This window comes from Chitinophagales bacterium (assembly GCA_017303835.1).
Lineage (GTDB): Bacteria > Bacteroidota > Bacteroidia > Chitinophagales > Chitinophagaceae > JAFLBI01.
In genome coordinates this window covers 39627-53712 of record JAFLBI010000001.1, presented here as the reverse complement: position 1 = coordinate 53712, position 14086 = coordinate 39627, and the positions used below count along the sequence as shown (strand labels likewise).

Sequence of the window (14086 nt, the reverse complement as noted above, 5' to 3'; positions counted from 1 at the left end):
TTAAGCAAAACCCTGCCGCGACAATTAACCTCATGTACTACTAATTTTAAAATAGCATTCGAGTTCATTAATAGCATTATCAAGCCCATTCTCCAAATTGATTTTTTGCCCCATCTCAGTAACATGACTTCGTATTTCCTCCGTTTGTACTTTTTTGATAGCAGTAATAAACTTTTCAGATGTTAAAGTCTTTACCGGAATGTGCACGCCTAATTTTTTCCTGACAACTATTTTACCCCAAGTTGGCTGATCAGTATAAAATGAAATAATGATAACCGGCAGATTATGCCTTAACATAGCAGCCAGTGTTCCAGCTCCACCATGAAAAACTCCCAATTTACAATATGGCAAAACAGCTTCATGGTTCACATACTTTGTTATATAAAGATTTTCATGTTTAGGTAAATCACTGAATAAAGACCAGCCAGTACAGAATAAAATACGCTCATTGGCTTTACTAAGCAGTTCCAATATTACAGAAACAATTTTATCAGTATTACCAACACCGTTACTTCCAAAACCTATATAAATAGGCTTACTTCCGCTTTCCAACCACGCTGATAACTCGGCAGATGTCTGATCGTAAGCATACTTACCACCTACTTGCGGCGGCATTTGGATAAACCCTGAAATTTTATGATGCTCGCCCCAATCACTTGGCTGTGGAATCAAATGCTGACTTAAGCAGTATAAGTCCAATATTCTTTGCCTGTCAAGATGTTTGATCAAATTCATTTTTAATTCCGGCAATCCAAGCACTCGTCTGTATTCATTAACATCATGCTTGATGAAACGCCAGAAAAAAAAATGCGCAAGCTGATAAGTCAATTTATTATAGCAAGGAAAATTGAAAAAATCGAAATCTCCTAAGGGGAAATCTCGTGTAGGCACTACTGGAGGCATAAAATAGGTTAAAGCAAGCGGCTTCTTCTGTTTTTCGACAATGGCACTTACGATAGGCACTGTCATAGAATTAGCGATGATATAATCTACTTCCGACACTGCCTTGTAATAACTCTCTCTAAGCACTCCCCTATTGTCATGCAATACCTTAAAATAATATTGCATTAACTTTACAGCATTCTGTGTTTTTAAGATTCTTTGTCCTTCCGCGGAATTCATCATCGCTTCAGCATTTCCCCAAAGTGATTGGAAACGGATACCAAAACTTTCAACAAAATCTCGAAAATCTTGTGTTGCAGCAATAGACACATTATGACCTCTTTGCATTAACCCAAGTGCCAAAGCTATATATGGTTGTAAATCACCTCTAGTTCCGTAAGTAAAAATGCCAATATTCATCACACAAAGAAATGAATGAAAAAGCTGAAGACTTTTAACATAGACTAAATAAACTACTGCTGTCTTCTTATTCTACTCAGCGTAACTTGGTTCATCCCCAAGAATGAAGCAATAAAACCTAGTGCAACACGATTGATCAAGTCAGGGTACCTTACCAGAAAATCTGCATATCTTTCTCTTGCCCCGTATAATTGTAAACAGTCAATTTTGTATTGCAGATGAAGCATTGTATGTATAGCAATGAGCCTACCCAATCTTTCAACTTCATGATGACGCTGATATAATTTATCCAAATCAGCAAATGATACGCGAACAAATACCCCATCTTCTAAAGCTTCAACACGATGCGGTGTGTCTTTTACTGGAAATTGTCTGATCACAGGACCTATCACCATGTTTTCCATCCCAAACCAATCTGTAATCTCTTTTCCATCGTGACTAAAATATGCCCTCACAATTCCCTTAGCAATAAAATATAGATACTTTGACTTCCCCAAATCAGCAATGAATACTTCTTTTTTGGGAACTTCCAGAATCGAAATACAAGATTCAATATCATGAATAGCACCTGCACTTAGCGGTGAAACACTAGTAAGGTATTCGATAAAAGATTTCGCTGCTGAATTTATCATATGATTGACCTGAAAAGATTAGCTTGACAGGATATAATTAGGCATGACTTAATCCTGCTATATACTCAATTTAAGGTGCAAAAGTTCAAAAATGACTTTTCAGATACAAAATAATCTATAAGCATGTTTACTTATACTTTATTTGCCGCTACAGTAAAAAACAGCCAAGCGCTTAGTGCAATTTCCTCACCACTGCAAAAGCACAAAGTCCCTAAACTTAAGCCGCTGCAGGGACAAAATAAAAAAGGGCCAAAGGCCCTTTCAATTACTTCAACTCCTCTTTCAAGAACCGCGCCGTATGGCTCTGCTTCACTTTCACCATTTCTTCCGGACTGCCGGCAAATAATATCGTACCGCCACCGCTTCCACCCTCAGGACCAAGGTCAATAATATGGTCGGCTACTTTAATCACATCCAGGTTGTGTTCAATGACCAAAACGGTATTGCCCCTGTCCACCAGTTTATTCAATACTTCCAGCAAATGCTGGATATCCTGAAAATGCAAACCCGTTGTAGGTTCATCTAGTATATAGAATGTTTTACCCGTATCTTTCTTACCCAGCTCCGTTGCCAGCTTCACCCGCTGTGCTTCACCCCCACTGAGGGTTACCGCTGATTGTCCCAAAGTGATATAACCCAAGCCTACATCTTGCAACACTTTAATCTTGCGATAGAGATAAGGTACCGGTTGGAAAAACTCACAAGCTTCATCCACCGTCATGTTCAGCACATCGCTAATACTCTTGCCCTTGTAGCGTATCTCTAAAGTCTCTCTGTTATAACGCTTGCCATTGCATTTCTCACAATGCACATAGACATCGGGCAAGAAATTCATTTCAATCACACGCATACCACCGCCTTCACACACATCGCAACGGCCACCTTTTACATTAAAAGAAAAACGACCTGCATTATAGCCACGTATCTTAGCTTCGGGCACTGCAGCAAACAATTGCCTGATCTCCGTAAAGAAACCACAATAGGTTGCCGGGTTGCTGCGCGGTGTTCTTCCAATCGGACTTTGATCTATCTCAATCACTTTATCAATCTGTTCCAAGCCCTTAATGCTCTTGTATGGTTGTACCGCCATGCGGCTATTGTAACAATGCTTGGATAATAAAGGATAAAGCGTTTCATTGATGAGTGTTGATTTACCACTACCACTCACCCCTGTTACCAGTATCAAACTACCCAATGGAAAACGGGCACTTACATTTTTCAAATTATTGCCACAAGCTCCGGTAAGCTCCAGCCATTTACCATTGCCCTTTCTTCTTTCTGCAGGTATGGCAATAGATTTTTTACCATTGAGGTACATCGCAGTCTCGCTGCCACTTCTCAATACATCCTGTGGCGTGCCGGCTGCAACAATTTGTCCGCCATGCTTACCCGCGCGCGGACCAATATCCACCAGATGATCAGCCGCCATCATGATATCCTTATCATGCTCTACCACCAATACACTATTGCCGATATTGCGCAAGTTCTGCAAAGCCTCAATGAGACGATGGTTATCGCGTTGGTGCAAACCAATAGAAGGCTCATCCAAAATATACGTGATACCTTGTAACTGGGAACCAATTTGTGTTGCCAAACGAATACGCTGCGATTCGCCCCCACTCAAAGACTTGGAGGGGCGATTCAAGGTGAGATAGGTTAAGCCCACATCTAACAAGAATTGTAAACGCTCTTTGATTTCTTTGAGAATGTCTTTAGCAATCACTTGCTGTTTACTGCTGAGTTGCTTATCTACTTGCTGAAACCAAATCATGAGTTGATCCAGATTCTGCTCACTTAATTCAGAGATATTACGCTCCCCAATTTTAAACCAAAGACTATCGCGCTTCAATCTGGCGCCGTTGCAAGTAGGACAGGTTTTGAGCTGCATGTATTGCTCACTCCACTCACGCACGCTATCACTCATGCCAGAACTACCAAACCAACGTTTGAGCATGGGCACTACTCCTTCAAAAGGACCGCTATACCAATCTCCCTCAGGAATATTTTCAAAATCTAAAATATCTTCTGTGCTGCCTGCTTCATTGCCATAGAGCAACAAGTTCATGATGGGCTTGGGCAATTCCTTCACCGGCACATTCAACTTAAATTTCTTAGCCTTAGCCAATTGTTCCACCTGACGGAAAATATGCGCATCGCGCTGTTCACCCAGAGGCGCAATGCCACCATCGTTGATCGACACATTCCAATCAGGTACTACGGCTTCTAAATCCACCCCATATACATTACCCAAACCTTTACAGGTTGGGCAAGCACCATAGGGCGAGTTAAATGAGAATGCATTAGGCGATGGCTCTTCATAAGAGATACCTGTGTCCTCACACATCAATTGCTTACTGTATTGCACTACCTGATCGGTATCATTCACCAACAAAAACATCAGGTCTTTACCGGTTTTCAGTGATTGTTGCACGCTCTGGCTCAGGCGCACTTTCATGTCTTCCGTCACCTGCAGTCTATCTATCACTACTTCAATATCGTGGATCTTATAGCGATCTACCTGCATCTTAGGCACCAAGTCTTTCACTTCACCATCCACGCGCACTTTTACAAAACCTTTCTTGCGGATATCTTCAAACAGTTCGCGGTAATGCCCTTTACGGCCACGCACCAATGGCGCAAGCAAACTGATTTTTTTATTCTTGAATTTCTTGGTGATGTTCTCAACAATTTCTTCTTCTGAGAACTTCACCATTTTCTTACCTGTGTTATAGCTATAAGCTTCGCCGATACGCGCATACAACAAACGCAGAAAATCATAAATCTCGGTAACCGTACCTACAGTAGAACGCGGGTTACGGTTGGTGGTTTTCTGTTCAATGGAGATGACCGGTGAGAGTCCAGTGATCTTGTCCACATCAGGCCTTTCCATATCGCCAATGAACTGACGGGCATAAGCGCTAAAGCTTTCCATGTAACGGCGCTGACCTTCGTTGTAAATGGTATCAAAAGCCAGGGATGATTTTCCGCTACCACTCACACCGGTGAAAACCACCAGTTTATTTTTGGGAATACTGATATCAATATTGCGCAGATTATGCTCTCTGGCACCAAAGACTTCAATGGCTTCGGATACTGTATCTGCGGGGGTATTTTTGGTTGCTTGCTTTGCCATGGGTAAGGAATCAAATGTACAAACAAAGGCGGTTGGTTTTGGTTTGGAATGGGGCTGATTTACAGGAGGTTTTTATCAATGTCTCCAATAAACAAGTGCCTTTTCCCTTAGACTAAAGTCTAAGGAAATAAAGAAACTATCCTCAAAAAATGGCCTCAGAAAAAGATCGGTATACATCAAGGCGAGCGTAGGCAATGCAGAAAGGCTGTTTGAGTGCGTTAGCACAAGTTTCCTTTCTGCTCCGAAGCGAGCTGTAGCATGTATCGACCTTTTTCTGCAGCCTTGACCTTTTTGGTACTTTTTGGGTCAAGCCAAAAAGTACATCTAACAATGTTCTGAGGCCCTAGTTTTCAGGAACCTTCATTACCCGTAGACTTTAGTCTGAGGAAGAATTCATCTTGTTGATTTTTTGGCATCATATTTGAAAATGTATGGTAAATCTCTGCTATGAAAAAAGGACAATTCTTACTCGCATTGAGCCTGCTGATCATCACTACAGCCAATGCACAATTAGAAAAAGGTGCCAGAATCGTGGGTGTACAAACCAATATCGCCGAAGGTGATCTCTACTATTCTTCCTTGATGCTGCGTGCCAATAAAGACTATTCAGATATTGGCATCAATATCGTACCCACACTTGGATGGGTAGTAGAAAAAAATTGGGTGATTGGCGGACAAGTAACCTTGGGTTGGGCGCGCGATAAATACGTTTCCAATTGGTCGAATGGTGTAAGTGTAGCCACAGCCAGAAATAATTATTATGACTTGGGCATTGCACCCTTTACACGTTACTATATCGATATCACGCGTAACCAAAAGATCAAACTTTTTGGCATGGCCTCTATGGAACTGGCTTACGGGTATTACAAAACCCAGATAAAGAACAACAACGGTACGATCATTGGTACCAATAGCGATAACACAGTTAACTTGGATGGCAGCATTGGTTTTGGTATGGCTTATTTTGGTAAGCAAGGCTCACTTGATCTCAACCTCAGCAATATGGGTTTGCGTTTAGGCTTGTATAAAGTTTTGCCAACCAACCGTAAACGATAAAAATTTTATCCACTAAAACGCAATACAGCAAAGGGTTTCAGAAAAGCAAACAATTGTTAGCACAAAAAATAATTTGGCTGATTGATTGACTGCCCTATACATTTGCAACAGTTCTTTACAATCTCTTATCAAGAAAGGCAGAGGGTAATGGCCCGATGAAGCCTTGGCAACCCTGACGGATCTTGGAGCGTCAGAAGGTGCCAACTCCATCCAGTTGAGTAAACTGGAAAGATAAGTCAGAAACATAGTTTGCTAGAAACAACACAACATAGTAAGCTCATCTGATTTATCGGATGAGCTTTTTTATTGCACCTCATCAAGCAATAAATGCTCGCCCGATAAGCCCTTCTTGGTAAGCGATGAAAGAATTCATACAAACACTTTCATCAAACTTAAAAACCAAAAAGATGAGCAAGCAACACCGTTTTGAAACCCTGCAACTGCACGCAGGCCAACAAATTGATCCAACCACCAAGAGCCGTGCAGTACCCATTTACCAAACCACTTCTTACGGATTCGATAATGCTGAACATGCAGCCAATCTGTTTGGCCTGAAAGCATTTGGCAATATCTATACCCGCATCATGAACCCAACTTCTGATGTGTTTGAGCAACGCATCGCAGCACTGGAAGGTGGCGTAGCTGCATTGGCTGTTGCATCCGGACAAGCAGCACAGTTTATTGCACTGAATAATATTTTGCAAGCAGGTGATAATTTCATCACCACATCTTATCTCTACGGCGGCACGTACAATCAGTTTAAAGTCGCATTCAAAAGACTGGGTATTGATGCACGCTTTGCCAATGGCGATGATGTAGAAAGCTTTGTGCCATTGATCGACAAAAACACCAAAGCCATCTATCTGGAAACAATCGGCAACCCAAGATTGAATATTCCCGACTTTGAAAAATTTGCCCAGCTGGCTAAAGAATATGATCTGCCATTGGTGGTGGACAATACTTTCGGCGCAGGTGGTTATCTCTTCCGTCCGATTGAATGGGGCGCTAATGTAGTTGTTGCATCTGCCACTAAATGGATTGGCGGCCACGGCACCAGCATTGGCGGTGTGATCATTGACGGCGGTAATTACAACTGGGGGAATGGCAAGTTTCCACAATTCAGTGAACCAGCAGAAGGTTATCATGGATTGAAGTTTAGCGAAGTGTTTGGTGAGAACAATCCACTGGGCCTGCCCAATATTCAATTCGCCATTCGTGCAAGAGTAGAAGGCTTACGTGATTTCGGTGCTTCACAAAGTCCGTTCAACTCTTTCTTGTTATTGCAAGGATTAGAAACGCTTTCACTGCGTGTGCAACGCCATGTTGACAATGCATTGGCTTTGGCACAATGGCTGGAGCAACATCCTTTAGTGGAGTTTGTACTCTATCCCGGTCTCAAGAGCAATGCATACCATGAACTGGCTAAGAAATACCTGAGCAATGGTTTTGGCGGTGTGCTGCAATTCGGCATCAAGGGTGGCAAAGAAAAAGCAGCCAAGTTTATTGATGCACTGCAATTGGTGAGTCATCTCGCTAACGTAGGTGATGCCAAGACATTGGCGATACACCCCGCTTCTACTACACACGAACAATTGAGTGCCGCTGAGCAGGAAGCTGCAGGTGTTGCACCTAATCAAATTCGTGTAAGCGTAGGCATTGAACACATCGAAGACATCAAAGCTGATTTTGAACAAGCTTTTGAAAAAGTATTTGTACCAGCTTCTGTACTGAACTAATATGGCCATCTATCAACATACAGCAGATTTTACTTTGGAAAGCGGCAAGGTGATACCCGGTTATCACCTTGCTTACAATACCTGGGGAAAACTCAATGCACAAAAGAGCAATGCAGTCTGGGTGTTTCATGCACTTACCGCTAACGCGAATGCCACCGATTGGTGGAGCGGCTTAGTAGGTGAAGGCAAGCTCTTTGACCCTGCACAATATTTCATTGTTTGTGTGAACATGCCCGGCAGTCATTATGGTAGCATCAGTCCGCTCGACCGTGAAGATTGGTATGCTATTTTCCCTTGGTTCACCGTTCAGGATATGGTGCGTGCCTATCAACCATTGCGCAAAGCTTTGGGTATTGAAAAGATTCATATTGGCATTGGCGGTTCTATGGGCGGACAGCAATTACTGGAATGGGCTGTAGCAGAACCGGCATTGTTTGAATACATTATTCCTATTGCGACCAATGCACAACATTCCTCTTGGGGCATTGCTTTCAATGAAAGCCAAAGATGGGCCATCGAAAATGATCCCACTTGGAAACAAACAAATCCGCAAGCAGGTATTGAAGGCATGAAACTGGCACGCAGTGTGGCATTAATCAGTTATAGAAACTATACGACCTATACCACTTTTCAGCAAGCATCAAACGATGATCCATTTACACAGCAGCGTGATGCAGCCAGCTATCAGCGCTATCAGGGCGAGAAACTGGCACAACGTTTCAATGCTTACAGCTATTACTTTCTGAGTAAGGGCATGGATAGTCAGCATGTAGGCAGAAACAGAGGTGGTGTACGCAAAGCATTAAGTGGTGTACAAGCAAAAGCATTGTGTGTGGGTATTTCATCAGATATCTTATTCCCGCCATCAGAGCAAAGAATATTGGCACGATGGATACCTGATGCTACTTACGAAGAAATTCACTCTGTATATGGACATGATGGTTTCTTACTAGAGTATGAACAATTAGAAATCATTATCCGCAATTACCTCAAGAAAACATTTATTCCGAACGATCTCGAAACGGAGATATTCAATTAAGCAATATGAGCAGCAACAAACATTTGAACATTGGTTTATTTGGCTTTGGCGTAGTAGGTGAAGGCCTCTACAAAGTATTGAAGCAAACACCTTCACTGCAAGCCAGCATCAAAAAAGTAGTGATTAAGCATCCTGACAAAAAGCGTAGCGCCCCACCAGAAATCTTCAACACATTAGCAGACGATATTCTAGAAGATCCGAATATCAATGTGGTGGTGGAAGTAATTGATGATGCAGAAGCAGCATATCATATCGTTACAAAAGCCTTGAGGAATGGCAAAGCTGTGGTGAGCGCCAACAAGAAAATGATTGCCGAGCACCTGGAAGAATTATTGCAATTACAGCAGCAATATCAAGTACCCTTCTTGTATGAAGCTTCTGTATGTGCTTCTATTCCTGTGATTAGAAACCTGGAAGAATATTATGACAATGATCTGCTGCAATCTGTTAGCGGTATCATCAACGGTTCTACCAATTTCATCCTCACTAAAATGTTCCAGGATCAGGTAGAGTTTGTGGATGCCTTACTGCAGGCACAACAACTGGGTTTTGCGGAAAGCAATCCCTCACTAGATGTCTTGGGTATTGATGCAGTAAACAAACACACGATTCTGGTTGCACACGCATATGGTATTCTTACTAAGCCAAATAATATCCTGCACAATGGTATCCAGAATATTCAGTTAAGTGATGCCAAAGTAGCTGCTGAGCGTGATTATCAAATCAAACTGATTGCGCGTGCAGGCAAACTGAAGAATGGGAAGATTGCCGCTTTTGTATTACCGCATTTTGTAGGTAAAGAATCTCAGCTCTATAATGTAGCCAATGAATACAATGGTGTGATCATTGAAAGTGGTTTTGCAGATCAGCAGTTTTTCTATGGCAAGGGTGCGGGCAGCTTCCCTACTGCTTCTGCTGTGCTGAGCGATATTGCCGCATTACGTTACGATTATCGTTATGAATACAAGAAAAAATACTACCACACCCCTTCTGAACTGAGCAATGACTTCTACCTCAAAGTCTATGTAAGCTTTGATGATGTAAAAAAACTGCAGAAGGAAGATTTTGAATGGATAGAAGAGTGGCATAGCGGACAAGAACGCAGTTATCTGGCCGGTGTGATTCATTTCGACAAGCTGGTGCAACACAACTGGTGGAAGCAACATGGCGTTTCGCTAATCGTACTACCTGAAGCCATTATCGAAAATGTTGAATTGCGTTCAGTTAAGAAGCGCAGTTTAGAACTGGCAGGAATTCTTTAATGAATACTGCAAATGAGCAAGCAAACGAAATCCCCGAAAGGGGATTTTTGCTTTAAGACACCAACCCTTACTTTTACGCCATGCAGGAACTCCATTACAAGCCATGTATTGCTGCTTGTATTATCACAAGTTTAACCGGACTGGCCTTGATCATCAATTCCATGGTCTATGGTAAGATTCCATTATTCCTTCTCCTGAATGGCGATGGCGGCCCTTGGATGGATCTGTTTTTTCATTACTGGACTTATGCAGGTGATGGCATCTGGTGGCTCATTTTACTGCCTTTGGTGTGGCGTTTCAAGAAAAGCTTATTACCACTCTATATTGCGGCTTTTGCTTTTTCAACCCTCTTTACGCAAGTGCCTAAGAAACTCATCTTTCCTGAAATGGCAAGACCGACCAAAGCCATTGCAGATTTGAGTCAGGTGCACACAGTAACCAGTGTTGAATTGCATCATACCAATAGCTTCCCTTCAGGACATACGGCTACCGCGTTTACCCTTTTTCTTTTAGCGGTACTTTTCTTTCCCCGTAGAAGAACTGTAGTAATTGGATTTATACTCGCAGCATTGGTAGCTTATTCCAGAGTCTATCTGGCGCAGCATTTTCCATTAGACCTTGGCTCCGGTATGCTGGCCGCGGTACTAGCTGTATTTTGTTCGGTACAGGTGCAGAGAAGATTGTTCACGAAAGCTGCATAGGATTCAGCCCCTCGTAATCTTTGATAAAACGAATGATATTATCGAAGCCTGCAAACTCTGCTGCTTCGTGAATAGAAGTAATGACCACACAGGGCATGCCCGCGCGTTGCGCTGATTCCACACCCTTTAAAGCATCCTCAAATACAATACACTCACTTGGTTGCACACCCAATCTTTTTGCACAAGTCAAATAAGTTTCCGGATCGGGCTTACTGTTCACCACATCATCAGCACTCACTAAGGTTTGAAAATAGTGGCCGATGTTGAGTCCTTCTGTCACAAACGTAAGGTTGGGCATAATACCCGCTGAACCAATCGCCATTAAGATGCCAGCCTGGTGCGCTTTTTCAAGAAATGCGTCCAGCCCCGGCATTAATTTCAAATGTGGCCGAAACATATCTCTGTAAGCGGCTTCCTTATCAAACCCAATTTGATAAGCTTCTTCATCGGTGAATTTACCAGGCAGTATTCTACCAATGAGCTCAGCACTCTTCCCGTAGCAATTGGCTTTGGATTCTTCGTATGTAATGTTTGCGCCGAGATCATTGAGAATCTTATGCCAGGCCGAGATATGGTAATGCATATCATCGATCATGGTGCCGTTGAGATCAAATAAAAAAGCTTTGGCTTGCATGCGGGCAATGATAGTAAATATTTAATGGATGCGTATTATCTAGCTGCTCAATTAGGGGCATAAAAAATCCCCGCAGCAATGCGGGGATTTGTCGGGATGGCAAGATTCGAACTTGCGACCTCCTGGTCCCAAACCAGGCGCGATAACCGGGCTACGCTACATCCCGAGCCTGTTGAGCGGTGAGGGAGGGATTCGAACCCTCGGTACAGAGTTACCCGTACGGCAGTTTAGCAAACTACTGATTTCAGCCACTCATCCACCTCACCGTCGCCAGAGACAATTGCAACCTAACGAAGCATTGTTCTCACGAAAGGGCTGCAAATATAACAGCCAATCGGGAAAATCCAATAACAAAATTGAAAAAGAAATTGCCAAAAGAAAACCCAGACTGTTTGTCTGGGTTCCAATCGTTTGTATCGTTATGGCTTACATCGCCGCGAGCTGTACTTTCTGTGTTAGTTCCATCACATTTTCGCGGAAGATGGAGTCTGTATCCATCAGGTCTTTTACCGTCTGGCAGCTGTGGATTACCGTGGTATGGTCGCGGCCACCGAAATGCTCCCCAATGGTTTTGAGTGAGTTTTTGGTGAAAGCTTTGGCCAGGAACATGGTAATCTGACGGGCCTGAACAATCTCGCGCTTACGGGTTTTGTGCAGTAGCTTCTCGTAAGGCACATCGAAGTATTCGCAAACCATTTTCTGGATGGCTTCGATGGTGATTTCCTTACTGCTGGTCTTCACAAAATTGCGGAGCACTTTCTTGGCCAGTTCCAGATCAATATCTTTCTTGTTCAGTGAAGACTGTGCTAAGAGGGAAATCAACGCACCTTCCAGTTCACGAACATTGGTATTAATATTATATGCCACGTATTTCACTACTTCCTTCGGCATATCCAAGCCATCGTTCTTCATCTTACGCTCAAGAATCTCGATTCTGGTTTCGTAATCAGGCACCTGCAGATCAGCACTCAATCCCCAACGGAAACGGCTAAGCAGTCTTTCCTGTAAACCATCCAGGTCTTTGGGCGGCTTATCTGAAGTAAGTACCAACTGCTTACCACTCTGGTGCAGGTGGTTAAAGATGGCGAAGAATGCATCCTGAGATTTCTCAGCACGATTGAAGAACTGCACATCATCAATGATGAGTACATCAATCAGCTGATAGAAATGGATGAAGTCGTTGATGGCGTTATTACGACTATGGTCCTGAAACTGGTTGATGAATTTCTCACTGCTTACATATAATACCACCTTATTGGGGTGTAAGCGCTTTACTTCATTACCGATTGCCTGAGCTAAGTGGGTTTTACCCAAACCAACACCGCCATACACCACCAGTGGGTTGAAAGAGTTGGCTCCGGGCTTTTCCGCAACGGTTTTACCGGCACGGCGGGCAACACGGTTACAATCACCTTCAATAAATGCATCGAATGTATAGTTGTGATTCAGCTGTGGATCGATCTGCATTTTCTTCAGACCGGGAATCACGAAAGGATTTCGAACGGGGTTTTCAATAACGAGTGGAAAATTCATCTCGTTATTGCTATAAGTTTTGATATTACCAGCAGGCAGATCAACAGAACCATTACGGTTACCACTGTCAACCATGATGCGGTATTCCAGACGGGCTTCTTTACCCAACTCTCTTTTCAATGTTTTGGCAAGCAGTGTTACATAATGCTCTTCCAAGTACTCGTAGAAGAATTGGCTCGGCACCTGAATCATCAACACATTGTTCTTGAGCTCTACGGGTGTGATTGGTTCAAACCATGTTTTGAAGTGTTGCCATTCTACAATGTCTTTGATAATCTTCAAACAATTATTCCAGACAGATTCAGCAGTTTTAGCCATATCAACAATCAGCGCTTTATAATGGGTTATGTTTATTTTCTCAAACCTTAAGTTATCCCTTATTTTCCATATTCACACATGTTGAAAAATTTTTGGGACAGGAGTGCGAATATGGACAAATCTTGTTGAAAAAAAAATTTTTTTGGAAGATGAATTTCTCCATTCAAGAACCAAATCAACTTGCTCCATACCACCAAATTTTTTTTGCTGATTTAGGCATGAAAAAGGCGCAATTTTTACAAAAAATATTTCCACGTTTCTGCAAAAAAGTCGTAAACTCCTCTGACAGAATTTTCCCGCTCGCGGGTTTGATTTGTCTACATTTGCGAACATAAACATTCCACATCCACATGTCATACGAGATCATCGGTAAACTGGTAGCCAGATTTGATATTGTGCAGCGCACAGAAACCTTCAAAACAAGAGAGTTTGTGATTGAGAAAACTGAAGACATTAACGGTCGCAGTATTACAAACTATGTAAAGTTTCAATGTGTACAAGATAAGACGGCTATGCCCGATCGTTTCAATATTGGCGATGAAGTAAAAGTCTTATTTAATATTAAAGGCACTAAGTGGGTAAAAGATGGTCGTGAGAACTATATCACGAATCTGGACGCCTGGAGAATGGAGACAGTGAAGCTAGGACAAGACGCAGGCAGCGACAATGAATATCCATTTCCAGCAGATGCACCACCACCAGGAGATATGGTAGACGATCTGCCTTTCTAAACTGCTGAC

At 42.6% G+C, this 14086-nt stretch carries 11 protein-coding genes, 2 tRNA genes and 1 riboswitch; of the genes, 6 read left to right on the top strand and 7 right to left on the bottom strand.

Annotated elements, in window-relative coordinates; genetic code table 11:
• Positions 1-30: 30 nt before the first annotated feature.
• From J0L83_00240 to uvrA, 3 genes are all read right to left on the bottom strand, one after another.
• On the bottom strand, positions 31-1302 hold the full coding sequence (locus J0L83_00240) for a glycosyltransferase family 1 protein (GenBank protein ID MBN8662972.1): 1272 nt from the start codon (positions 1300-1302) through the stop codon (positions 31-33).
• Between the two features lie 53 nt (positions 1303-1355).
• Entirely contained in the window at positions 1356-1934 is a 579-nt protein-coding gene (locus J0L83_00235) for a Crp/Fnr family transcriptional regulator (GenBank protein ID MBN8662971.1), read from the bottom strand.
• A 265-nt stretch (positions 1935-2199) separates the two neighbouring features.
• Positions 2200-5067 carry an excinuclease ABC subunit UvrA gene (uvrA, locus tag J0L83_00230; protein MBN8662970.1) on the bottom strand — a complete coding sequence of 956 codons (2868 nt, stop codon included), beginning with the start codon at positions 5065-5067 and terminating at the stop codon, positions 2200-2202.
• 447 nt (positions 5068-5514) lie between these two features.
• Here uvrA and J0L83_00225 point away from each other — a divergent pair, with 447 nt between their 5' ends.
• The 5 genes from J0L83_00225 (at position 5515) to J0L83_00205 (ending at position 10861) form a co-directional block, all read left to right on the top strand.
• On the top strand, positions 5515-6123 hold the full coding sequence (locus J0L83_00225; protein MBN8662969.1) for a hypothetical protein: 609 nt from the start codon (positions 5515-5517) through the stop codon (positions 6121-6123).
• Positions 6124-6245: 122 nt separating this feature from the next.
• Positions 6246-6361: riboswitch (SAM riboswitch) on the top strand.
• 169 nt (positions 6362-6530) lie between these two features.
• Positions 6531-7859, top strand: coding sequence for an O-acetylhomoserine aminocarboxypropyltransferase/cysteine synthase (locus J0L83_00220; GenBank protein MBN8662968.1), 1329 nt, complete (start codon positions 6531-6533; stop codon positions 7857-7859).
• A gap of 1 nt (position 7860) precedes the next feature.
• Entirely contained in the window at positions 7861-8898 is a 1038-nt protein-coding gene (gene metX / locus J0L83_00215) for a homoserine O-acetyltransferase (GenBank protein MBN8662967.1), read from the top strand.
• A 5-nt stretch (positions 8899-8903) separates the two neighbouring features.
• Positions 8904-10160, top strand: a complete 1257-nt coding sequence (locus J0L83_00210) for a homoserine dehydrogenase (protein MBN8662966.1) — start codon at positions 8904-8906, stop codon at positions 10158-10160.
• 80 nt (positions 10161-10240) lie between these two features.
• Entirely contained in the window at positions 10241-10861 is a 621-nt protein-coding gene (locus J0L83_00205) for a phosphatase PAP2 family protein (GenBank protein ID MBN8662965.1), read from the top strand.
• Here J0L83_00205 and J0L83_00200 read toward each other — a convergent pair.
• The 4 genes from J0L83_00200 to dnaA all read right to left on the bottom strand — a co-directional run bounded on the left by J0L83_00200 (position 10845) and on the right by dnaA (position 13346).
• The gene (locus J0L83_00200) at positions 10845-11495 is read right to left on the bottom strand and encodes an HAD family phosphatase (GenBank protein MBN8662964.1); all 651 of its coding nucleotides are present in this window, start codon (positions 11493-11495) and stop codon (positions 10845-10847) included. The two genes, J0L83_00205 and J0L83_00200, sit on opposite strands and share 17 nt — an antisense overlap.
• 91 nt (positions 11496-11586) lie before the next feature.
• Positions 11587-11661: transfer RNA gene (locus tag J0L83_00195), tRNA-Pro, on the bottom strand.
• Between the two features lie 11 nt (positions 11662-11672).
• Positions 11673-11761, bottom strand: a tRNA-Ser gene (locus J0L83_00190).
• Positions 11762-11921: 160 nt separating this feature from the next.
• Entirely contained in the window at positions 11922-13346 is a 1425-nt protein-coding gene (gene dnaA, locus J0L83_00185; GenBank protein MBN8662963.1) for a chromosomal replication initiator protein DnaA, read from the bottom strand.
• A 350-nt stretch (positions 13347-13696) separates the two neighbouring features.
• On the opposite strand from dnaA, the gene J0L83_00180 reads away from it, so the two are divergent.
• A complete protein-coding gene (locus tag J0L83_00180; protein MBN8662962.1) occupies positions 13697-14077 on the top strand; it encodes a DUF3127 domain-containing protein in 381 nt (126 codons plus the stop codon).
• Positions 14078-14086: the final 9 nt, after the last annotated feature.